General features: G+C 64.9%; 22 protein-coding genes. 17 read left to right on the top strand and 5 right to left on the bottom strand.

Annotated features, from left to right (window positions below; genetic code table 11):
• Positions 1-23 precede the first annotated feature (23 nt).
• From WJU21_RS12680 to WJU21_RS12755, 16 genes are all read left to right on the top strand, one after another.
• Entirely contained in the window at positions 24-533 is a 510-nt protein-coding gene (locus WJU21_RS12680; RefSeq protein ID WP_346323806.1) for a transcriptional activator RfaH, read from the top strand.
• A 242-nt stretch (positions 534-775) separates the two neighbouring features.
• A complete protein-coding gene (gene gmd, locus WJU21_RS12685) occupies positions 776-1,888 on the top strand; it encodes a GDP-mannose 4,6-dehydratase (RefSeq protein WP_346323807.1) in 1,113 nt (370 codons plus the stop codon).
• Positions 1,889-1,933: 45 nt separating this feature from the next.
• The gene (locus WJU21_RS12690; RefSeq protein WP_346323808.1) at positions 1,934-3,214 is read left to right on the top strand and encodes an oligosaccharide flippase family protein; all 1,281 of its coding nucleotides are present in this window, start codon (positions 1,934-1,936) and stop codon (positions 3,212-3,214) included.
• Entirely contained in the window at positions 3,211-3,684 is a 474-nt protein-coding gene (locus WJU21_RS12695; protein ID WP_346323809.1) for a hypothetical protein, read from the top strand. The genes WJU21_RS12690 and WJU21_RS12695 overlap by 4 nt, the downstream gene beginning before the upstream one ends.
• On the top strand, positions 3,681-4,985 hold the full coding sequence (locus WJU21_RS12700; RefSeq protein WP_346323810.1) for a UDP-N-acetylglucosamine 1-carboxyvinyltransferase: 1,305 nt from the start codon (positions 3,681-3,683) through the stop codon (positions 4,983-4,985). The genes WJU21_RS12695 and WJU21_RS12700 overlap by 4 nt, the downstream gene beginning before the upstream one ends.
• Positions 4,986-4,995: 10 nt before the next feature.
• On the top strand, positions 4,996-5,964 hold the full coding sequence (gene murB, locus WJU21_RS12705; RefSeq protein ID WP_346323811.1) for a UDP-N-acetylmuramate dehydrogenase: 969 nt from the start codon (positions 4,996-4,998) through the stop codon (positions 5,962-5,964).
• The gene (locus tag WJU21_RS12710; protein WP_346323812.1) at positions 5,948-7,156 is read left to right on the top strand and encodes a hypothetical protein; all 1,209 of its coding nucleotides are present in this window, start codon (positions 5,948-5,950) and stop codon (positions 7,154-7,156) included. Before murB ends, WJU21_RS12710 begins: the two co-directional genes overlap by 17 nt.
• A gap of 86 nt (positions 7,157-7,242) precedes the next feature.
• The gene (locus WJU21_RS12715) at positions 7,243-8,583 is read left to right on the top strand and encodes a hypothetical protein (protein ID WP_346323813.1); all 1,341 of its coding nucleotides are present in this window, start codon (positions 7,243-7,245) and stop codon (positions 8,581-8,583) included.
• Positions 8,576-9,385 carry an FkbM family methyltransferase gene (locus tag WJU21_RS12720; RefSeq protein WP_346323814.1) on the top strand — a complete coding sequence of 270 codons (810 nt, stop codon included), beginning with the start codon at positions 8,576-8,578 and terminating at the stop codon, positions 9,383-9,385. Before WJU21_RS12715 ends, WJU21_RS12720 begins: the two co-directional genes overlap by 8 nt.
• A gap of 247 nt (positions 9,386-9,632) precedes the next feature.
• On the top strand, positions 9,633-10,607 hold the full coding sequence (locus WJU21_RS12725) for a glycosyltransferase (RefSeq protein WP_346323815.1): 975 nt from the start codon (positions 9,633-9,635) through the stop codon (positions 10,605-10,607).
• Positions 10,555-11,823 (top strand): glycosyltransferase, encoded by a 1,269-nt coding sequence (locus WJU21_RS12730; RefSeq protein WP_346323816.1) that lies wholly within the window; start codon positions 10,555-10,557, stop codon positions 11,821-11,823. The genes WJU21_RS12725 and WJU21_RS12730 overlap by 53 nt, the downstream gene beginning before the upstream one ends.
• Positions 11,824-11,825: 2 nt before the next feature.
• Entirely contained in the window at positions 11,826-12,395 is a 570-nt protein-coding gene (locus WJU21_RS12735) for an acetyltransferase (protein ID WP_346323817.1), read from the top strand.
• A complete protein-coding gene (locus WJU21_RS12740) occupies positions 12,392-13,048 on the top strand; it encodes a class I SAM-dependent methyltransferase (RefSeq protein ID WP_346323818.1) in 657 nt (218 codons plus the stop codon). The genes WJU21_RS12735 and WJU21_RS12740 overlap by 4 nt, the downstream gene beginning before the upstream one ends.
• A 6-nt stretch (positions 13,049-13,054) precedes the next feature.
• Positions 13,055-13,903, top strand: coding sequence for a glycosyltransferase family 2 protein (locus WJU21_RS12745; RefSeq protein WP_346323819.1), 849 nt, complete (start codon positions 13,055-13,057; stop codon positions 13,901-13,903).
• A 27-nt stretch (positions 13,904-13,930) separates the two neighbouring features.
• The gene (locus WJU21_RS12750; protein ID WP_346323820.1) at positions 13,931-14,902 is read left to right on the top strand and encodes a UDP-glucuronic acid decarboxylase family protein; all 972 of its coding nucleotides are present in this window, start codon (positions 13,931-13,933) and stop codon (positions 14,900-14,902) included.
• A 21-nt stretch (positions 14,903-14,923) separates the two neighbouring features.
• The gene (locus tag WJU21_RS12755) at positions 14,924-15,922 is read left to right on the top strand and encodes a GDP-L-fucose synthase (RefSeq protein WP_346323821.1); all 999 of its coding nucleotides are present in this window, start codon (positions 14,924-14,926) and stop codon (positions 15,920-15,922) included.
• On the opposite strand, the gene WJU21_RS12760 is transcribed toward WJU21_RS12755, so the two are convergent.
• On the bottom strand, positions 15,919-17,145 hold the full coding sequence (locus WJU21_RS12760; protein WP_346323822.1) for a glycosyltransferase family 4 protein: 1,227 nt from the start codon (positions 17,143-17,145) through the stop codon (positions 15,919-15,921). The two genes, WJU21_RS12755 and WJU21_RS12760, sit on opposite strands and share 4 nt — an antisense overlap.
• Before the next feature lie 6 nt (positions 17,146-17,151).
• A complete protein-coding gene (locus tag WJU21_RS12765; RefSeq protein ID WP_346323823.1) occupies positions 17,152-18,153 on the bottom strand; it encodes an MraY family glycosyltransferase in 1,002 nt (333 codons plus the stop codon).
• 558 nt (positions 18,154-18,711) lie between these two features.
• Between WJU21_RS12765 and WJU21_RS12770 the strand changes: the two genes are divergently transcribed.
• On the top strand, positions 18,712-19,395 hold the full coding sequence (locus WJU21_RS12770) for a methyltransferase domain-containing protein (protein WP_346323824.1): 684 nt from the start codon (positions 18,712-18,714) through the stop codon (positions 19,393-19,395).
• Between the two features lie 17 nt (positions 19,396-19,412).
• Here the strand turns inward: WJU21_RS12770 and WJU21_RS12775 are convergent, their stop codons facing one another.
• The 3 genes from WJU21_RS12775 to WJU21_RS12785 are packed head-to-tail and all read right to left on the bottom strand — an operon-like array spanning position 19,413 to position 21,228.
• A complete protein-coding gene (locus tag WJU21_RS12775) occupies positions 19,413-20,291 on the bottom strand; it encodes a sigma-70 family RNA polymerase sigma factor (protein WP_346323825.1) in 879 nt (292 codons plus the stop codon).
• The gene (locus tag WJU21_RS12780) at positions 20,288-20,833 is read right to left on the bottom strand and encodes a hypothetical protein (RefSeq protein WP_346323826.1); all 546 of its coding nucleotides are present in this window, start codon (positions 20,831-20,833) and stop codon (positions 20,288-20,290) included. The genes WJU21_RS12775 and WJU21_RS12780 overlap by 4 nt, the downstream gene beginning before the upstream one ends.
• Positions 20,833-21,228 carry a hypothetical protein gene (locus WJU21_RS12785; RefSeq protein WP_346323827.1) on the bottom strand — a complete coding sequence of 132 codons (396 nt, stop codon included), beginning with the start codon at positions 21,226-21,228 and terminating at the stop codon, positions 20,833-20,835. The genes WJU21_RS12780 and WJU21_RS12785 overlap by 1 nt, the downstream gene beginning before the upstream one ends.
• Between the last annotated feature and the right edge of the window lie 51 nt (positions 21,229-21,279).

Below are 21,279 nucleotides of genomic sequence, written 5' to 3' on the forward strand. Positions count from 1 at the left end.
CATAGCGGCTAACAGGGTGAACGATGCAGGCAAGTGACGGAAACGAGTGGTACGTGGCCCAGACCCAGCCGCGCAAGGAGTCCGTGGCCACGCAGAATCTCGAGAACCAGGGTTTCCGCGCCTATTGCCCGCGCGTCCGGCGCACCCGCCGTCACGCCAGAAAGTTCACCACCGTCAGCGAGCCGCTGTTTCCAGGCTACGTCTTTGTCGGAATCGATGTGGCGGAACAGCCGTGGCGCAGCGTGAACGGCACGCTGGGCGTCTCTCGCATCCTGACGGACGGCGCCCGGCCGGTGCCTCTCGAGGATGGATTGGTCGAGCATCTGATGTCGCTGACCGGCGCCGCTGCGGGGCACGGCGTACAGGTCGGCCAGGATGTCAGGTTGCGGACAGGACCGTTCGCCGACTTCGTGGGCAGCATCGTCGACATGCCGGCCGGCAACCGGGTTCGCATCCTGCTTCGGCTGATGAACCGGGAAATCACCATAGGCGCCCACATGTCCGACCTGGACCTGCTGGGCCACCCGGTCTGAGCGGCCGATCCGGCCGGTGCCGCACGGTGACCGGGACTGGAATTTTTTCAGGGCGTATTTGCCCATGAGTCGTAACAGTTAAACTTTAGTAGTATAAATAGAACGAAACATAAAAATGATGGGGTGGAGTGATTCACCCTTAAGTGCGGTAGCGTGGAAACAATAATGAATTGTAATAAACTATGTAATACAAGTTTATTATTTCACCTGACATCAAGATAACTCATCAGAGATGTGGAGATATGGCGAAAACAGCACTGATTACTGGGGTCACCGGACAGGATGGCGCCTACCTCACCGAACTCCTGCTCGACAAGGGATATGTGGTGCATGGCGTCAAGCGGCGCTCATCGTCCTTCAACACGGGCAGGATCGATCATCTCTATGAGGATCCTCACGAGGGCGATCCGCGGCTTCATCTGCACTATGGCGACATGACCGATGCGACCAATCTGATCCGCATCGTGCAGGAGACGCGGCCTGACGAAATATACAACCTGGCGGCCCAGAGCCACGTCCAGGTGAGTTTCGAAACTGCCGAATATACCGCCAACGCGGACGCCATCGGCACCTTGCGTCTGCTCGAGGCGATCCGCCTGCTCGGCCTGTCGGAAACCACCCGGTTCTATCAGGCGTCGACGTCCGAGCTTTACGGCAAGGTGCAGGAGATTCCGCAGTCGGAGAAGACGCCGTTCTATCCGCGCTCGCCCTATGCGGCGGCCAAGCTCTACGCCTACTGGATCACGGTGAACTACCGTGAGGCCTATGGCATGCATGCCTCGAACGGCATCCTGTTCAACCACGAAAGCCCGATCCGCGGTGAAACCTTTGTCACCCGGAAGATCACCCGCGCGGTGGCGGCGATCCACCACGGGCTGCAGGAGCGGCTGTATCTGGGCAATCTGGACGCCAAGCGCGACTGGGGCCACGCCCGCGACTATGTCGAAGGCATGTGGCGGATCGTCCAGCACGAGACACCCAGCGACTTCGTCCTGGCAACCGGCGAGACGCGCAGCGTCAGGGAATTCGTCGAACTTGCGTTCGCCGAGGTCGATATCGGGATCGCGTGGCGCGGCGACGGCGTTGGCGAGACCGGTTTCGACCGGAAGACCGGACGCGTGCTGGTCGAGATCGACCCGAAATACTTCCGCCCTACGGAAGTCGAAATCCTCATCGGCGATGCCGCCAAGGCGAAACGCGAGCTTGGCTGGCAGGCGACGACGCCGTTCTCGACCCTGGTCAGCGAAATGGTCGCCGAGGATCTGCGCACCGTGTCCGAGGAGGCCAGGCATCGCCGCCTCGACGAAGATCGCGGCCGCCAGCGGCTGGTGGCGGTCAGCGGCGTTGGCCGTTAGCCTCCAGTCCGGCGCAGACGGTGCCCAGCGCGGTAAAGGCCGGGCGTGAACGCCATCATTCAGGCAATCAGGTCGGACCGCATCGCCCGCGGCGCCCTGACGCTGGTCTCGGGCACGGCCGCCGGCAGGGCGGTGGGCTTGCTGACCGTGCCGCTGCTGGCGCGCATCTACAGCCCGGCGGATTACGGCCTTGCCGCCGTGGTGATGGCGATCATCGCCGTCGTGCTGCCTTTTGCCACGCTTCGCTACGTTGTCGCGGTGCCCTTGCCGCGTTCGGATCAGGTCGCGGCGGCGGTCATGCAATTGTGCGCGCTGCTGATCATGGGCGTGTGTGGGCTGATTGGTGTTGCGCTGGTGGCGGCGGCGCTGCTGGGGCAGGACAACCTGCTGGGCGTGCCGTCGCACTATTACTGGGCGATCCCGGTCGGCCTCGCCATTGCCGGCACATACGAACTCGCCATGCTCTGGGGAACCCGGATCAAGGCCTACGCCCGCATTTCCCAGTCGCAGGTCTTCCAGTCCATTGCGGGCGAGGGCGTGAAGATCGGTCTCGGGGTGCTGGGGTTCAGGCCCATCGGTCTGGTGCTGGGCCAGATTGTCGCCCAGGGCAGTGGCGGATTGCTGATCCTGTCGCGCGAGCGCGGCCGCATCCTTGCCGCCATCCGGCGTGCACCGCCGCGCCGCATGCTGCGGGTCGCACGCCTTTATATCGGCTTTCCCGCCTATCGCCTGCCCTCGCACGTGCTGCTGCAACTGAGTGTGCAGGCGCCATTGCTGATCGTCGCCCACTTCTATTCATCGGCGACGGCGGGAAGTTATGCCATGGCCTTCATGCTGATCGCGCTGCCGGCGGGCATCATCGGCCAGGCGGTGGGATCAGCCTATTACGGCGAAATCGCCTCGATCGGCAGGCGCGACACCGGGCGGCTGCGGGCGCTTACTGCCCAGACCCAGAAAAGACTCCTGGTATTCGCCATTCCTGCGGGGATTGCCGCGGGCCTGCTTGGCGGTCACCTGACCGTGGTGCTGGGCGAGCGCTGGGCGCTGGCGGCGCAGTTCTTCGTGATGCTGGTTCCCATGGCGGTCACCCAGATTCTGTCCGCGCCGGTCATGCAGGTGCTGAACGTTATCAACCGGCAGGAATTCTACCTGCGGATGAACGTATTCAGGTGCCTGTTGATCGCCGCGCTGTTTGGCGCCGTCTACTGGCAGGAGCTGGACGCGCCAAGCTTCGTCTTCGCATATTCCATGATAATGACCGGCTACTATCTGCTGCTGTGCGTGGCGGTGCCGCGGCTGGTTGCGCAGCAAGACCCGTCGCCGTGAATGGCCGTGCGCTCCGATCGCTGCTGTTTCCCGACCCGCCGACGCGGCTTGGCCGCTATATCGGCCTGATGCAGACGTCGCGGGACCGCGGCTATCCGCGCTTTGCCATGCTCATGTCGCGACGCATCGCACGGCGCTTTGGCTGCTACATCTCCTGGAAGGCCAGGATTGCCCGCAATGTGCACTTCCCGCACCCGACAGGCGTCGTGATCGGCGACGGCGTTGTCGTCGAAGCGGATGCGACGCTCTATCAGCACGTAACCCTGGGCGCTCGTCGATTGGGCGAGGCGCGGACAGGCCAGTACCCGGTCGTTCGCAGCGGGGCGGTCCTCTTCGCCGGTGCCGTCGTCGTTGGCGCGATCGAGATCGGCCGCGATGCGGTGGTCGGTGCGAATTCAGTCGTTTTCCAGTCGGTCCCGCCGGGCGCCACAGCCGTGGGCGCACCGGCGCGCGTCAAGGTGAGCACATGACAGACAGCATCGTGGCATCCGCCATCGAGATATCCGGAGGATCTTCGCCGCCGGAGACCCTCATTGTCCGCCGGTCGCGGCTGTACGGAACGGTGCGGATCAGCGGCGCCAAAAACTCGGCGCTGCGGCTGCTCGCGGCCAGCCTGCTGACAGACGAGCCGGTGACGCTCACGAATTTTCCGACCGATCTGCTGGATGCCCAGGTGCATATCGACATGCTCGAAGTGCTCGGCAAGTCCGTCAGGACCGAGGCCCGAGACCACATCGTGATTGCGACGGCGGAAAGCGGGATTGACGACCTCGTCTGGAGGGGCCGCTCGATCCGGAACACGTTGTTGATCCTCGGCGCGTTGACGGCGCGCCATGGCCATGGTCGCGTGCCGCTGCCCGGCGGCTGCAAGCTCGGCGACCGGAAATATGACCTTCACGTGATGCTGCTCGAGGCGCTCGGCGCCAGGGTCTGGGAAGAGGGGGACAATCTGGTCGCCGCCGCAGAAAACGGTCTGGTCGGTGCAGATATTCATCTGCCCATCCGGTCAACGGGCGCGACCGAGAATGCAATCCTGTGTGGCACGCTGGCGCGCGGCAGAACCGTCATCTGGAATCCCCATATCCGTCCGGAAATCCTCGACCTGATCGGGTTGCTCAGAAAAATGGGCGCCGATATCGACGTCTATGGCCAGGAGCGCATTGAAATCAACGGCCAGGAGGGCCTCACTGGTGCCGTCCACCAGGTCATTCCGGACAATATGGAGGCGGTGACGTGGCTTGCCGCCGCGGCAATGACCGGTGGTGAGATCGAGATTCTCGATATGCCGTTTGCAGATCTCGAGGTTGTCCTCGCCCATTTAAAAGCCGCCGGTGCCCAGATCTATGCGCGTGGGGACGCGGCGGTTATCCGTGGCAGCAATTGTTATCCCATTGAGATCAGTACCGGTCCTCACCCCGGCATCAATTCTGACGTTCAGCCGATCCTCGCCGCCTGGGGCGCCTGCGCCAAGGGCGAGTCCCGCATCGTCGATCTTCGGTTTCCCGGGCGGTACGGCTATGCGCTGGAGATGGCCAAGATGGGGGTCGAATACGCAATTGATGGTGACATGCTGAGAATCACGGGTCGCGGCGGCGCGCTGATCGGCGCCGAGGTTCGCGCGCTCGACCTCCGCGCCGGCGCCGCCCTGACGCTTTGCGGCATGGTGGCCGAGGGCGAGACCCGCATCCTGGATCCATGGCAAATCTTTCGCGGCTACAGCAATTTTCGCGATAAGCTCGCCGGGCTTGGCGCCGAGATCGAATCCGAATGAGCGGCATGCAATGTTGAGTGCCGCTGACATCCGCGCGCTGCGCGGGCTCTGCCCGAACCGGTTGCATGTCGATGTGCCGCTGGGCCGTATCAGCCGCTGGAGGGTGGGCGGCAAGGCGGATGTGGTCGTGCGGCCTCGCGGCGTGGCGCAGCTCTCCGCGCTGATCCGGCTGTGCCTTGAGCGGCGGCTTCCCTACGTGGTCGTCGGTGCGACCAGCAATTTGCTGTTCGCCGACGAAGGCCTGCGGGCGCTGTGTATCCAGGTGCAGGGAGACACCTCGGATATTGCCGTTCGCGGCAATGAGATCGATGTTGGCGCGGGTGTCTGGGGGCCGTATCTCACGCTTTCCGCCATGCATGCGGGCCTGACCGGTATCGAGCACCTTTGCGGCGTGCCGGGCAGCGTTGGCGGGCTGATTTACATGAACGCCGGCAGCCAGCGCAAATCCATCGGCAACGCACTGGTGCGCGTCGTGTCGGTCGATGGGAATGGGGCAGTCATGCATCGCGACGCGGCAGATTGCGGCTTTACCACGCGCCACTCGGTATTTCACGGCAACCGCGAGATCATCTCCGGCGCGACCTTGCGGCTCGCGCCCGGCGCCCGCGATACCATACGCCGCGAGATGATGAGCATCATGGCCGCGCGGCGGGCGAAATTCCCGCTGCGGTTTCCGAATTGCGGCTCGGTGTTTGTCTCCAATCCTGCGATGTACGAACGCTGGGGACCGCCTGGCGCGGTGATCGAGCAGGCAGGGCTCAAGGGCTTCCGGATCGGCGGCGCCGTGGTTTCCCGTCTGCATGCCAATTTCATCGTCAACGCTGGCGGCGCCACCGCTGCCGACATCCTCGCTGTCATGCGGCATGTCCGGTCAGTGGTCCATCAGCGAACGGGTCATTTGCTGCAGCCCGAGGTTCGGTTCGTCGAGCCGTCAGGCCAGATCGGTTCGGCCCTGGACGCAGATGCTTACGCAGCCTGAACCACAGTTCCTGATGCTCGCCGCGTCGACGCCGTCGGGTGTCGCCGGTCATCACTACTCGGTCCGCGACATCACCGGGGCGCTCGATGCGGCAGGGGTGCGGACAGAGCTTTGTCTCATCCTCAACCGGCCGGGGCAGAGCAGCCGGGCGCTTGACGGCATGCCGCATGTGCAGGTCGATGCGGGCTTCTGCTTCCTTGAGGCCATCGCATTCGTGCGCCGCCGGCTGTCAGATAATCCGGCTCTTGTCGTGTTCGGATATGACGAGCTTTCCGTCCGTATCGCGATTGCCTCGACCATCGGACAGCGTCACCGGATCGTTTCGGTCAAGCCTGGCTGGATCAACAGCGCCTCGTGGTCAGACGGCGTTGCGAACTTCATCCTGTTCACGCGCGAAAATCTGGATTTCTATGCGCGCCATCCCCGTTATGCCGGCGTGGCGCTTCATTACCTGCCCAACCGGGTGGCCAGGCCGGATCCGGCGCCCGATGCGGCGGTCCGCCTCGGCAGTCTGCTGCCGGGCTTTGGCAGCGCCGGCCCGTCGATCTTCTGCCCGGTGCGGCTGGGCTGGGGCAAGGCGTTCATCGTCGATCAGGCATTCCGCCTGCATGATGCGATGAAATCGAGCGGCCAGCCGGCGGGTCTGGTCATTGCCGGCACGGCGCACGATCAAAGCTATGTGCAGTCGCTTCGCGACCGTATCGCCGGCATGCCGGATGTCTGGATGACCACCGACCCCGGCATCACCGGCAATATCTCCGCCTATATGAATGCGTTCGACATCGTCATCGGCGCCGGACGCACCAGCGGCGAGGCCCTGTGCCTGGGCAAGCGGGTGTTCTGTCCGGACCCGGACAGCGAACTGCCGGTCGAAATCACGCCGCGCAGTTATGAAGGGCTGGCCTACAGCAACTTCACGGGCCGGGTCGCGGCAGCCGAGGGCGGGGCCCGTGAGGCGCCTGATTGTGACCTGTCCGTGCTCGTTGCCGAGCGGCTGGGGGTCGAGGCCGGCGTGCCGCTTTACCGGCGGATCGCCGCCGACGCCTTGCGCGCAAGGCTCGGCCTTGCGCGGGCGCTGCGGACCTGGGTCAGCACCATGGTCCGGCTCGTCGCCATCTATACCAGGACGCATCTGGGCGGGGTCGCGGGCGCCTCCGGGCGGCGGGCAGCGAAAGAGGGTCAGCCAGGATGACTTCCGGCCACAATCCCTATCCCGGCAGACAAGCAACACCCGCGGTCAGTGCCGTGAGGCGGTGGGCGAGCCAGCCCTGGGACATAATGTCCAGCTTCAGGGGGCCATGGGCGCCATCGCTGGCGCTGTTCCTGGCCGGGGCACTGCTTCGTGTCGACATCTATGCGATCGGGCGGATCAGTTTCGGCGAGCTGATCCTCGTTCTCCTGTCGGTCGGGTACTGGGGCAAGCTGCTGGACGAGGCCAGGCACGTCAGGGCCATCGGCATCTATCTGGTGCTGCTGGGACTGTGGGTGCTGGGCATCGTGCTCAGCGATCTGGTCAACGGTTCAGGCTTCGACCTGTTCTTTCGCGGTGTGGCCAGGCCGCTGGTCGTCCTGTCGATGTTCGTCGCCTGCTTCGGCCTGCTCAGGAAACACCCCCGCGCCTTCCTGTGGTTCTTCCTCGGACTGCTCGTTTCCGCGAGCGGCAATCTCATCTTTGAAACCGATTTCCGGGTGTCCGACCACCTGGAAAAGTTGAGCTACGGCTATGCAGCGTTTGTCTATACGCCCATGGTCTTCGCCGTTACCACCATCGCCGCCTTCTTTCTCGCGCGCTACAATGCAGCCTTGCCGACCTTGCTGTTCGTGGCGGTATTCCTCCTTGTTTCGGAGCGTTTCTCACGTACGACGGCAGCAAGTTTCCTCGCGGCGGCGGCGATTTTTCATCTCGTCCTGCTGCTTCGCAGTGCCGTCGGAACCAGACGCTTTGGCCCCGGCTCCGTGATGATGATGGTGTTTATCGCCCTGATCGGCGGTTATCTGGCGCTGCAGGCCTATATCGGCCTGGCCGTCAGCGGTGCTTTCGGCGACCGGCTTGCGGGCAAGGTGCTCATGCAGATCAGGGCGCCCACGTCCGATGACGTGATCAACATGTTCCTGTCGGCCCGGTACGCCCTGGTCTCGAACTATCTGATGATCGTCGAGAATCCGATATTCGGCTCGGGCTCGTGGCCGGTCGAGGGGCCATATGTCATCAAGGCCCTGCGGTTTCTGGGGATCGAGATTCCGCCGGTGGTTTATTTGGACATCGTCGCCCGGCGCGGCACCGGCCATTCCATCCTGTTCGGCAATTGGGCGAATTATGGTCCGCTGGTCATCCCCTTCTGGATCTACATCTTTTCGAGGACGCTGGCGTTCTTCAAGGATCTGGTCCTCTCCAGATCACGGCTCTACTGGCTGGTTGCGCCGTATCTGATCACGTTTCTGTTCTCCATCCCCTTCAATAATCTGAGTTCGCTCAACCGGATATTTGCCGCGCTGATCCCGGCGGCGATGATTGTCGCAACGGTCGCCGTCAGGGACGCTCGGCAGAACGGATCGGCCGTGGCCGACCGGGGCCGTACAGCGCGGCCGCTTCCAGGGTCAGGAATTATCAATGCCTAGCGCCGTTACCCAACTCATCCGATCCGCTTTCTCGACCCTGGGCATCGGCGTGACCCGGCAATCGACGCTCGATGAATTGCGCGTGGCCGCGCGGCATGGCCACGACATGCAATTCCTGCTGGCGCTGCCGCACGAGCACCGCGCCGCGATCCTCGAGGCTCTCCCCATGTCCCGGGGCCAGTTGCGCCAGGACCTGTTCGCGCTCTCCGAACACGGCTTCAAGCGCGGCGGCTACTTTGTCGAGTTCGGCGCCGCCAGCGGCGTCGAACTGAGCAACACCCATCTGCTGGAAACCCAGTTCGGCTGGACCGGCATTTTGGCCGAGCCGGGACGCAACTGGCACCAGGCGCTGGCCGCGAACCGATCCTGCCGCATCGAGTTCGACTGTGTCTGGACGACCACTGGCGAAACCTTGACCTTCAACGAGTCAAAGGCCGGTGAATTCTCGACGCTCGATCGCTTCCGGGGCGAGGGCAAGCACCTGCTCAACCGGCAGTCGGGACAGCGCTACGACGTCTCGACAATCAGCCTGAACGACCTTCTGGTTCGTCACGGCGCGCCGGCGAACATCGATTATCTGAGCATCGATACCGAAGGGTCCGAGTACGACATCCTGAGCCATGTGGACTTTGACCGGTTCATGTTCGGGGTGGTGACCTGCGAGCATAATTTCACCGCCAATCGCCAGCGGATCCATGACCTGCTTTCCGGTCACGGCTATGTCCGAAAGCTCGAGCATCTTTCCAGGTTCGACGACTGGTATGTTGCCGGCGAGGCATTGAAGCGTGAACGAGGCTGCTGACCGAATGTCTCTGGACATGGGCATGCTATCGCCAGCCGCACCAGCGGGCGAACCGAATGGTCCGGACTGGCAACAGCCGCGGAACGGGCTCGTCGTTTGGGTCTACAGCTACTGCCGCTCGACGCTCGCGACATACGCCGCGCTGCGCAGCCGTGCGCCTTATGACGTCCGCTTCGTATTGTGCGGTCCGCTGACCAATATCGCGCGCGAACGGGCCGGTTTCAGCGGCGACGAATTTTCGGCCGACATGTTCGATCTGATCGAGCCTGACGCGGATGTCGCCCTCGACTACCTCCTGGCCCATCGTGACCGGACGCATCTTTTCGGCTTCTATCATCCTGCGAGCCGGCATGCGGCGTTGCCGCGCCGCTGCGCGGATGAAGGTATTCCTTTCGGGATCGTCTCGGAGGCGCCGTGCAACATGGAGGGTCGGACGGGCCGTCGTCTGGCCCGGCATTTCTACTATCGCTGGATGCTGCCGCGCCGCGTTGCTGGCGTCGTTGCGTCAGCCAGTCTGTTCGCGAATATGTCGGGTCAGCCTAACGGATTTGTCGACGCGATCGGCTGGCGGGCCGAGCAGACGCTCACATTCGGCTATTTCCCGCCGGCACTGCCCGGATCGCGCTTCGTTGCCCGGGCGGATCATCCGCCGGCGGAAATGACCGTGCTGCTGTCCGGCGGGCACACCGACCATCGCGACCCGATGACGTTCATGAGGGCGCTTGGTATGGCCGCCGCGTCGGGGCCGGGCATCCGCGCCATCGTATGCGGCGAAGGGCCGCTGACCGGCGAGATGCAGGCCTTTGCCGCGCGCCGCGATCTGGCCGTCGAGTTCCGGGGCATGGTACCGCTCGACGAACTGGTGCGTCTTTATGAAACGGCCGACCTGTTCGTCGCGCCAGGGGCCAACGAGCCTTGGGGGATCAGGGTCAACGACGCGCTGAATTGCGGCTGCCCCGTGCTGGTCAGTTCGGGCATGGGCGCCAGCGTGATCGTCGAGCAGTTCGGCAGTGGCGCCGTCTTTCGCGCGGGTGACGCCGCGGCGCTCGCGGCATTGCTGGTCTCGGCCTCGGCACCGGATCGCTGGTCGGACATGGTCCGCGGTACGGCCGCCGCCGCACGCCATATAACGCCGGCCGCCGCCGCCGATCGCCTGGGCAGATTCATCGATGATCGGCTGGCGCTTGCCGGGCGGCCAGGCCGCGCGCATCCCGATGCTTGATCCAGTGACCAGGTCGGGACCGGTGCAGGCGCGCCCCGCCGATCTGGCGGCGGACCGGGGAATCATGCCGCATACCCGCTCGCTACACACCGTGTCGTCCATCGAATCCGAAGCGTCGGGGCCGTCCTATTCCGTGCCGCGGCTGTGCCGGGCGCTTGCCGCGCGGGGGGAGCATGTCGATCTGGTTTCGCTCGGCGCGCCAGCCGATGCGCTCCGGGATGGCTACCGCGACCGGCGCTGTGCCGGGGATTCCGTCTGGCCCCCTGCGCTGCGCCGGCTCGGGCAATCGCGGGCCATGCGGCGCGCCGTCTGCGACGCCGACGCCGAACTGTTTCATACGCATGGCCTCTGGATGCTGCCGAACGTCTATCCGGCCTGGGCGGCCCGCGCGAAGGGCAGGCCCTTCCTGCTCGCGCCGCGCGGCATGCTCGGCGCCGAAGCATTGCGGTTCTCCCGGCTCAAGAAGCAGATGTTCTGGCAGGCCGCCCAGGGCCGCGCGGTTCGCTCGGTCAGCTGCTTTCACGCGACCGCCGAGCAGGAATACGAGGATATCCGCGCTTTTGGCCTGGCCCAGCCGGTGGCGATCGTCCCCAACGGCATCGATCTGCCCACAACGGTCCGCATGCCCCGCCAGCCGGAATCCCGCACGGTCCTCTCGCTCGGCCGCATACACCCCAAGAAGGGCCTCGACAGGCTGATCAAGGCCTGGTCCCTGGTCGAGGCATCGCACCCGGACTGGCGGCTTGAAATTGTCGGTCCCAGCGAAGGCGGCCACGGCGCGGAACTCGAGGCATTGTCCCGCGAGCTGGGGCTGAATCGGGTCAGTGTTTCAGGGCCGGTCTTCGGCGAGGCGAAAACCGCCCTCATGGCTGATGCCGCGTTGTTCGTGCTGGCGACGCGAAACGAGAACTTTGCCATGACGGTCGCTGAAAGCCTGGTTTGCGGCACGCCGGTGATTTCCACCAAGGGCGCACCCTGGGCCGGGCTGGAAGAACACCGCTGCGGATGGTGGATCGATCATGGCGCCGAGGCCATGGCCAAGGCGCTCGGGATCGCCATGGAACTGCCGGCCGAGGAACGGCGGGCGATGGGAGATCGCGGGCGTGAGTGGATGGAGCGCGATTTCGGCTGGGACGGTATCGCCGCGCGGATGAGCGATGTCTATCGCTGGCTGGTGCATGGCGGCAAACGGCCGGCATGCGTGAGGATCGACTGATCGTGACCGTACCCACGCTCGATGTCGCCGCCAACCGCCGGGCGCGAAAATGGACGCGCAAGGAATTGCTGGGCCGCGTTCTGTGGGAACTGGCAGGCCCTTTGTTCGCCTGGAGTCCACGACCCCTTTGGGGCTGGCGGCGGATGCTGCTGCGCGTCTTCGGCGCGCAGGTCGGCCACGGCGTACATATCTATCCGTCGGTGCGCATCACCATTCCCTGGAACCTGTCGATCGGCGATGGGAGCGCGATCGGCGACCGCGTGACGCTCTATGCCCTGGGCCCGATCACACTCGGCAAGCGGGTGACCGTCTCGCAGGGCGCGCATCTGTGTGCCGGCACCCATGACTGGCGCATGCCGGACATGCCGCTGCTGAAGCCGCCGATCTTGATCGCCGATGATGCCTGGATCTGCGCCGATGCCTTTGTCGGGCCGGGCGTGCGCGTCGGTATGGGCGCTATCGCCGGCGCCCGGGCGGTGGTGGTCAGGGACGTCGCTGCGGCAACGATCGTGGGTGGCAATCCGGCGCGTGTGCTGCGCCGCAGAATTCAGGACGGGCAGCAAACCGCATGACAGTCCAGCAGTCCATATCCGGTTACCGATATGCCAACGCGGCGCCGAAGCACACGCATGCCTATCTGATGCCCACGGTCCGGCGCGAACTTGCCGCGTTCTTCGCGACACAGCCGACTGGCAGCGCCGATCCTGCGATGCGGCGCATTTTCGAGCTGGGCTGCGGCAACGGCAGCATGGCCGCACGCCTCACCGAAGCCGGCTATCACGTCTGCGGCGTCGATCCGAGCACCGAGGGCATTGCGCAGGCGCGGTCGGCGTATCCCGAGCTGCGGCTGGAAGCCGGCTCGGCCTATGACGACCTCGTCGCCCGGTTCGGCCGGTTCCCGGCGGTCGTCAGCCTGGAAGTCGTCGAGCATGTCTATGCGCCGCGGGACTATGCCCGAACGCTGTACGACCTTGTGGAGCCGGGCGGCATGGCGCTGGTGTCGACGCCCTATCACGGCTACCTGAAGAATGTGGCGCTGGCGGTGTCCGGCAGGCTCGACGCCCATTTCACGGCGCTCTGGGACAATGGGCACATCAAGTTCTGGTCCATACCGACCCTGACGACGCTGCTCACCGAGGCGGGCTTTCGCGATATCCGTTTCCGGCGCATCGGTCGCATTCCACCGCTTGCCAAATCCATGATCGCCATCGCCCGAAAGGCCTGAAGAGCCATGCGACAGGAACAGATCCATGTCAGCCGGATTCCGGTCACCGCGGCCGTGCCGGTGCGGAACGAAGGCGCCAATCTTGCCCGGTGCCTCGAGCGCCTGGGACGGTTTGCCGAGGTGGTCGTGATCGACAGCGGGTCGACCGACGATACCGTCGCGGTCGCCGAGTCCTTCGGCGCGCGGGTGGTCACCTTCAAGTGGGACGGCGGCTATCCGAAGAAGCGCAACTGGTTCCTGCTGAACGCGCCGCCAACCCAGCCCTGGGTGTTTTTCGTCGATGCGGACGAGTTCGTCGACGACCGGTTCTGCGACGCCGTCGCCGATGCCGTCTGGCAGAGCGAATGCAACGGCTACTGGCTCAACTACACCAACCACTTTCTGGGACGCCCCCTCGGTCACGGCGTCCCCCAGCGCAAGCTGGCGCTGTTCCGCACCGGCGGCGCGCTTTATGAGCGGATCGAGGAGCAGGCGTGGAGCCCGCTCGACATGGAAATCCACGAGCACCCCATCGTCGACGGCAAGGTCGGCGAGATCGCCGCGCCCATCGACCACCGGGACTACAAGGGCATTGGCAAGTTCATCGAGAAACACCGCGACTATGCGCTGTGGGAAGCCCATCGCTACCAGGCGCTTCAGGGCAACGACGCGGCCTGGGCCGACTTCACCGAGCGTCAGACCTTCAAGTACCGGAACCTGGCCCGGTGGTGGTATCCGTGGCTGTATTTTATCTACACCTACATCGTGAAGCGCGGCTTCCTCGACGGCGGCGCGGGGCTTCATTATGCGTTCTACAAGGCGTGGTACTTTCAGACGATTCGTCTGATGATCCGCGAAATCAGCCCGTCGCCTTGATCGCTCCACTCGCTGAAAGGACTTCAGTTGGCACGATTATACGATAGCCGCAAACGTATCCTGGTCACCGGCGGCGCCGGCTTCATCGGCTCGCATCTGATCGACCGGCTGCTCGAACTCGGGCATGAAGTGATCTGCGCCGACAATCTGTTCACCGGCACCAAGCGCAATGTGGACCACCTGCACAATCACCCCCGCTTCGAGTTTCTGCGTCACGACGTGACGTTTCCCCTCTATGTCGAGGCCGACGAGATCTACAACCTGGCCTGTCCGGCCTCCCCGGTGCATTACCAGTACGACCCGGTGCAGACGACGAAGACATCGGTCCATGGCGCCATCAACATGCTGGGGCTGGCCAAGCGGCTGAAGTGCAAGATCTTCCAGGCCTCGACCAGCGAGGTCTACGGTGACCCGGTCGTCCATCCGCAGACCGAGGAATATTGGGGCAACGTCAACCCAATCGGCCCGCGGTCGTGCTACGACGAGGGCAAGCGCTGCGCCGAAACCCTGTTCTTCGACTATCACCGGCAGCACGGGCTGCAGATCAAGGTCGCCCGCATTTTCAACACCTACGGCCCGCGCATGCATCCGGCCGACGGGCGCGTGGTGTCGAACTTCATCATGCAGGCGCTGCAGGGTGAGCCCATCACCATCTATGGCGACGGCAGCCAGACGCGCTCGTTCTGCTTCGTCGAGGACATGGTCGAGGCCTTCATCCGATTGATGGCAACGGACGACAGCGTCGCCGGTCCGGTCAATCTGGGCAATCCGGGCGAGTTCACCATAAGGGAACTGGCCGAGAAGGTGGTGCGGGCGACCGGCGCAAAAAGCGAGATCGTCTTTCGCGACATTCCGCAGGACGATCCCAAGCAGCGCTGCCCGGACATCTCCAAGGCAAAGGCCCTGCTCGACTGGCAGCCGGCGATCGCCCTCGATGAGGGCCTTGGCTGGACAGTGGACTATTTCAGCAACCTGATCGCCGGCGAAAAGCCGGTTTGAGTCCGAACAGGAGCAACATGCATGGCAACTGACGGCAGCCTCGCCGGCAAGCGCATCTTCGTCGCCGGACATGGCGGCATGGTGGGCGCCGCGATCCTCAGGAATCTGGTGGCGGGCGGCCATCCGCTGTCGCAGATCGTGACCCGCTCCCATGCCGAACTGGACCTGACCGACCAGGCTGCGGTGCGGCGGTTCTTCGACGCGGAACAGGTCGACGTGGTGATCCTGGCTGCGGCCAGGGTCGGCGGCATCCACGCCAACAACACCTATCCGGCCGACTTCATCTACGAGAACCTGATGATCGAGTGCAACGTGGTCCATCAGGCGTTCCTGGCCGGCGTGCGGCGTCTGCTGCTCCTGGGCAGTTCGTGCATCTACCCGAAGCACGCCGAACAGCCCATGCGCGAGGAGGCCCTGCTTACCGGCACCCTCGAGCCGACCAACGAACCCTATGCGCTGGCCAAGATCGCCGGCATCAAGCTGTGCGAAAGCTACAACCGGCAGCACGGCGTGGATTACCGCAGCGTCATGCCCACCAACCTCTATGGTCCCGGCGACAATTTTCATCCGGACAATGCCCATGTGGTGCCGGCACTGATGCGGCGGCTCCACGAGGCGGCGCAGGACGGCCTGCCCGAGGTGGCGATCTGGGGCAGCGGCAAGCCGTTTCGCGAGTTCCTGCACGTGGATGACATGGCCGAGGCGTCGCTGTTCGTGCTCGGCCTCGACCCGGCGGTCTACAGGGCGAATACCCAGCCCATGCTGTCGCATATCAATGTCGGCACGGGCGAGGATGTCAGCATCGCCGATCTGGCGGGGCTGCTGGCCGACATTACCGGTTTCAGGGGGCGGATTTCCTTCGACACGTCAAAGCCCGACGGTACGCCGCGCAAACTGCTCGATGTCTCGCGCCTGGACCGGATGGGATGGCGGGCCCGCATGCCGCTCGAGCAGGGCCTGCGCTCGACCTACCAATGGTATCTGGCGCAGCGGGGGTCGCTGCGCGGCGAGGCAGCCTAGGCGGGCAGCGACATTACCGACGGGCTGAAGACTCTCTCGAACTGGCCCAGGCTGATGGCCCGGTTGAATTCGGTTTCGTAGGCGCGCCTCGCGCCGCCGCCCATTTTCGCCAGCAAGGCGCGGTCGCCCTTGTTGGCGACGATCCATGCGGCGGCCGAGGCGGTGTCGGTGCCCATCGCCGGGACGCCTGCGCCGAAGCTGTCGACGATGCGCTGGATGCTGCCCCCGGCCGAACCCAGGAACAGCGTCGGCCGCCCCGCCGCGAGAATGCCATAGATCTTGCTGGGCATGATCAGCCCTTCCATCTCCTCGCGCAGGCTCACCAGGTGAACATCCGGAACCGACAGGCTCTCGGACAGGCGTTCGCGCGGCTGATAGGCGCGGAACTGTACGTTGGAAAGCCTGACTTCTGCCGCCATGACCTTCAGCCGGTCGAGACCGGCGCCGCCGCCGATGAACAGGAAGGCGATGTCGTCATGGCCGCGCAGGCGCGACATCAGGTCGAGCAACGCGTCATGGTCGTGCGCCCGTCCCAGATTGCCCGAATAGCCGATCACGAACCGGTCGCCCAGCTCCCATTCCAGGCGCAACGGATTTGTCTCGCGGCTCACTGGCCGGATGTCGCTGTCGGCCCAGTTGTGGACGATGATCGTGCGTTCGGCCGGCACGCGCTGGGTCAGCAAGTGGTTCGCCATGTTGTCGCACAGCACCACATTGGCGTGGGCCGCGCGGAACGAGGCATTGCGGGCGGAGAGCAGTGCGCGGGCTACCGCGCCGCGGACCATGGGCACGTCCAGCCGCTCGGCGATCTCGGGAAACAGGTCCTGGCACCAGTTGATCAGCCGCGCCCGCTTGACCGCAGCCACGGCGCCGGCCAAGACGGACAGCAACGGCGGATCGGTCAGCGCCAGGATCGTGTCTCCGCGGCGAACCGTGAACAGCAACGTAAACAGGGCTGATGCGTAGAAGCTCAGATAGTCGGCGGCGCGTCCGGCCATGCTGGTGCGTCCGAAGCGGGTGCTCCATAGCCGGCGGATGGCGACGCCGCCATGGGAGTCGGATGCGGCGAGCGCGGCGTCGGGCTGGTCGTAGCGTTGCCGGCTGGTAATCGCCAGCGTATCCTGCCCGCCCGCTGCCAGATGCTCCAGCAGGTCGGTCAGCAGCTGGCTGGTGGCGGAATGGTCCGGCCAGTAATAGCGGTTGACCGCGACGATCCGCCCCATCCCGTCCTACTCGCGGTTCTGGTAGGGTTTCGGGCTGTGCTTGAAGCTGCCGCCGCCAAAGGCCGGTTTCTGCGGATCGCCGCGAGCGGGCTGGTGCATTTCCGGCCCGCGGGCCCGGTTGACCGACAGCGTGGCGGCATAGGCCACTACCTGCAGCGCCATCACCATCACCAGCGGCGCGTCCAGATAGGCGTGCAGCGCCGGAATGGAGCATAGCGCCAGATAGACCGCGACGGCCCGGTTCGAGCTGCCGGTCCAGTCCTTCAGATAATGGTGCAAATGGTCGCGTCCGGGCGTGAAGGCGCCGGTGCCGCGCCTGATGCGCACCGCCATCACCCTGCCCATGTCCAGCACGGGAATGAGAAAGCACGCGCCGAGATAGAGCGCCGGCATGCCGCCGCGGTGACTGGCATAGGCCTCGATCGCGGCGAATCCGATCAGCGACGACATCATGTAGGCGCCGGAATCGCCAGTGAACAGCCGGCCTTTCAGATTGGCGACCAGCAGTACGGCGAGCGCGCCGGCGGTCGGGAGCAACAGCACGCTGGTTTCCGGCACCATCCACGGCGCCAGCAATAGGAGCCAGAGGATGCACATGCCCAGGAACAGGCCGTTGAGGCCATCGGACAGGTTCGATCCGTGCTTCAGGCACAGCACGCAGAACACGGTGAAGGGCACGGCGGCCATGCCCAGCGGAATAGTGAATCCCAGGTCGGGAAACCACAGCGCGCCCACCCGCAGGCTGGGCACGGCGATGGCGGCGGCGCCGGCCCCCACGATGCCGACAGCCAGACGCAGCCACGGGTTGATGTGCCGGCGGTCGTCCATGAATCCGAGCAGGAAAAACACGCCGGAAACCGCAGCGATGGCAACGCTGGCGGGCGGCGTCGAGCCAAAGACGGCGGCTTGCAGCGCGACGCCTGCACACAGCGCCAGGAAGAGCCCGATGCCGCCAACCAGTGGGGTCGGCGCGGTGTGCAGCTTGCGGGCGCCGTCAGGCTTGTCCATCACCCCCAGGGCTGTGCCCACCGGGGTTGACCAGACGGCGATCGCGAGCGCAAGGCAGCACCCTGCAGTCATGCCCAATATCGTAACGTCACCGGCGGCGAATCCGCCCTGTGACCCGGCCCAATTCCACAACAAGTTCCGCCTCCGCGAATATCCGGACAGGACAACATGTTGGCCCTGGCACTATCGCTGCAGCGCCACATGCCGGACGGGTGGCCCACACCCGGTTCGGCATGGCCCCACCTCCAAGGAGGATGACCCTGCGTTGTGAAGGATGTATCTCCATGCAACCTTAGGTCAACATCATTTTGCGGGCGCGAAATAGAAATTCAGGGATGACCTAAAGAAGACAAGAAATCGACACAATCTCCCTATTAGCTGATGCAAAGAAGCGATGCGGAGGCGTCCGCCTCAACATCAATGAATAAGTCATTTTTTTGATTCAAATTGGGTTAAATTTCGAGGCGATGAGTCTCGGCTCGGTCATGAAGACTGAATATCCATGAAGGATTCCCGGGGCGAGTCGGGATAGAGAATGGACAGGAGCGGAAGAGTCCGATGAATACCTTGGTGCAGCGCGTGTTGGGCACCGGCTATGGCCGGGCCAGCCGGTTCCACGACGGGAACAATCGCTTCATGGGTGTTGGCCAACTCCGGCATCTTCCTGCGTCCGTGGGCATGAAGGTTGCGAGCCGGCTGATCGGGAGCCACCTGCGGCTCCCTGGATGGCCCTATCCGGCGGTACAGGCGATAGAGCGGTTGGTGCAGCCCGACTGGAGAGTGCTGGAATTCGGTTCGGGATGGTCGACATTGTGGCTCGCCGATCGCTGTGCCGAGACGGTCAGCATCGAGAGCAGCCCGGTATGGGCCGCGTTCGTGCAACGCAAGTCCGAATCCTGCCGCGGCAAGGTGCAGGTCATCCAGCGCGAGTTGGAAGATTACCCGGACACCGCCGGCTTCGCCGACGCAAGTTTCGACCTGTGCGTGGTCGACGGGCTTTGCCGCCATGATTGTATCGAGAACGCCATGCGGGTGATCCGGCCAGGCGGCTATCTCTACCTGGACAATTCGGAATCGGGCAGCGACGGCCTGGTCTACCAGGATGGCGGCAGGCAGGCCGTACAGCGGATGGTGCGCGACACCGCGCGCGATACCGGCGGCGAACTCAGGGAATATCGGGGTCTGATCATTGGCGAGGTGTTCGCCGGCGGCGGTCTGCTGATGCGCAAGGGCGGCAACTGAACTCTTGTCCCGGCTCGTCAGGCCAGATGCCGCAGCTTGTCGGGATTGCGCACGATATAGATCGCGCTGATCGCGCCGTCCGCGATCTGGAAGGCGACCGTCTGGACCTCGCCGTCGGGATCGGTCATCACCAGCCCCGGCATGCCGTTGACCGACTCCGGCCGGATTCGCCAGGAGGGCCAGTGTCCCTTGCGGGTGATGCCAATAAAGAAACGCGCCACCCGGTCGCGGCCGTTGATGACATTGAGCGCCGCAAGACGCTTGCCGCCGCCGTCCGAATGCAGCGCGGCATCCGCCGTCAGAAGCCGCGCGAAGGCGTCCGTGTCGCCATTGCCCGCCGCGACGAGAAAGGCCCGTACCAGCCGTTCGCCTTCTTCCTGCGGCACGGCAAAGCGGGTGCGGGCCGACTTCAGGTGCGTCCGGGCGCGCGAGGCCAGCTGGCGGCAGGCGGGCTCTTCGCGATCGAGCGTCCGCGCCACGTCGGCGAAATCCATCTCGAACACGTCGTGCAGCAGGAACGCGGCGCGCTCCAGTGGCGACAGCCGCTCGAGCGCCAGCAGGAACGCAACGGAAATGTCCTCGGCCCGTTCGCTGGCGGCGTCGGGCGCGAGCGCGGCTTCGCCCAGTACCGGCTCGGGCAGCCAGGGGCCCACATAGGTCTCGCGCCGCGCCCGCGCCGACTTCATCTGGTCCAGGCAAAGCCGGGTGACGACCCGGGACAACCACGCCGCCGGCTCGCGCAGCGCCGCCCGGTCGGTGCCGTGCCAGCGCAGCCAAGCCTCCTGCACGATATCCTCGGCCTCGGATAGCGAGCCGAGCATGCGGTAGGCAAGGCCGGTCAGCCGGCGCCTGTGGGACTCGAAATCGGCGGTGGATTCGTCGAGCCGGGCCGTCATGCCGCCCTCCGCGCAACGGGCACCGCATCGCCCGCGACGGTGATGCGCACGCAGGCCTGGCCATGGCCCAAGGCATATTTCAGTGTCGGGAACAGCCGGGCGCCGGTGATGGCAAAGGCAATGGAGACCAGGGATCGCGGGCCCCAGCGGCCGAGGATCAAGCCGCGCAGCGCCGCTGCCTCGGCATCGTGGGCGATCACGCCGCGCGCGTAGCGCCACGCCAGCATGACATCTTCCGGCATGCGGCTTTCTTCACCTGCCAGCAGGGCGCGCAGCACGCCGGGATCCACCCCGTCCCGCTCGGCCATGGTCACGGCGATTTGCGTGCAGGGGCCGCAATCTTCCTGCATGACGGCGGTGATCTTGGCCGCATGCCACGCCGCTGCCGGAATGTCCTTGTGATATTGCGCCATCGCCAGGGTTCGGGACATTGCCATGAACGCGGCCCTGTCCGCGTTCAGGATGTCCCGCATATAGGACGCATCGTAGCCGAAGTCCCGCTCGAGCGCTCCGATTCGCCGGCGCATCAGCCATTTCAGCATCAGCGGCCTCCCGTTCCCGCCAATCGCGGCGGCCAGGCAATCCAGAGCGCCAGTGCCGCGCCCAGCAGAAACGGCGGCAGTTCCAGAAGCGCGAGGCCGTGTCCCACATGGCCAGTGGCCGCCTCGACAAGGTGGACACCGGTATGCGCGCACAGAAACAGCGCGCCGGCCATCGCCGCGGGCCATGCCGGCGGCTGGCGGATGGTCCAGACCATGGCCGCGCCCGCGATGATGAAGACGATGCCGATGTCGCGGATGAAGTGGCCGTTGTAGGGGCCGCGCTCGATGACCCCGGGAACCCCCTGGTACCAGCCGTCTGGCCAGGCCAGCATGATTGCGCCATTGATCGCCAGCAGCCCGCCCAGCCCCAGTCCCGTGATTGCTTTTGCCGTCATCGCCAATCTCCTTCGCCACTGTGACGAGGCAGCGCCCCGATGCGTGACATG

This window comes from Emcibacter sp. SYSU 3D8 (assembly GCF_039655875.1).
Classification (GTDB): Bacteria; Pseudomonadota; Alphaproteobacteria; order SMXS01; family SMXS01; genus RI-34.

Coding starts and splice junctions, on each gene's coding strand:
- WJU21_RS12680 (WP_346323806.1), top strand. CDS start 24: ATGCAGGCAAGTGACGGAAACGAGTGGTACGTGGCCCAGACCCAGCCG.
- gmd (WP_346323807.1), top strand. CDS start 776: ATGGCGAAAACAGCACTGATTACTGGGGTCACCGGACAGGATGGCGCC.
- WJU21_RS12700 (WP_346323810.1), top strand. CDS start 3,681: ATGACAGACAGCATCGTGGCATCCGCCATCGAGATATCCGGAGGATCT.
- murB (WP_346323811.1), top strand. CDS start 4,996: ATGTTGAGTGCCGCTGACATCCGCGCGCTGCGCGGGCTCTGCCCGAAC.
- WJU21_RS12710 (WP_346323812.1), top strand. CDS start 5,948: ATGCTTACGCAGCCTGAACCACAGTTCCTGATGCTCGCCGCGTCGACG.
- WJU21_RS12715 (WP_346323813.1), top strand. CDS start 7,243: ATGTCCAGCTTCAGGGGGCCATGGGCGCCATCGCTGGCGCTGTTCCTG.
- WJU21_RS12720 (WP_346323814.1), top strand. CDS start 8,576: ATGCCTAGCGCCGTTACCCAACTCATCCGATCCGCTTTCTCGACCCTG.
- WJU21_RS12725 (WP_346323815.1), top strand. CDS start 9,633: ATGTTCGATCTGATCGAGCCTGACGCGGATGTCGCCCTCGACTACCTC.
- WJU21_RS12730 (WP_346323816.1), top strand. CDS start 10,555: ATGATCGGCTGGCGCTTGCCGGGCGGCCAGGCCGCGCGCATCCCGATG.
- WJU21_RS12740 (WP_346323818.1), top strand. CDS start 12,392: ATGACAGTCCAGCAGTCCATATCCGGTTACCGATATGCCAACGCGGCG.
- WJU21_RS12745 (WP_346323819.1), top strand. CDS start 13,055: ATGCGACAGGAACAGATCCATGTCAGCCGGATTCCGGTCACCGCGGCC.
- WJU21_RS12755 (WP_346323821.1), top strand. CDS start 14,924: ATGGCAACTGACGGCAGCCTCGCCGGCAAGCGCATCTTCGTCGCCGGA.
- WJU21_RS12760 (WP_346323822.1), bottom strand. CDS start 17,145: ATGGGGCGGATCGTCGCGGTCAACCGCTATTACTGGCCGGACCATTCC.
- WJU21_RS12765 (WP_346323823.1), bottom strand. CDS start 18,153: ATGGACAAGCCTGACGGCGCCCGCAAGCTGCACACCGCGCCGACCCCA.
- WJU21_RS12770 (WP_346323824.1), top strand. CDS start 18,712: ATGAATACCTTGGTGCAGCGCGTGTTGGGCACCGGCTATGGCCGGGCC.
- WJU21_RS12775 (WP_346323825.1), bottom strand. CDS start 20,291: ATGACGGCCCGGCTCGACGAATCCACCGCCGATTTCGAGTCCCACAGG.
- WJU21_RS12780 (WP_346323826.1), bottom strand. CDS start 20,833: ATGCTGAAATGGCTGATGCGCCGGCGAATCGGAGCGCTCGAGCGGGAC.
- WJU21_RS12785 (WP_346323827.1), bottom strand. CDS start 21,228: ATGACGGCAAAAGCAATCACGGGACTGGGGCTGGGCGGGCTGCTGGCG.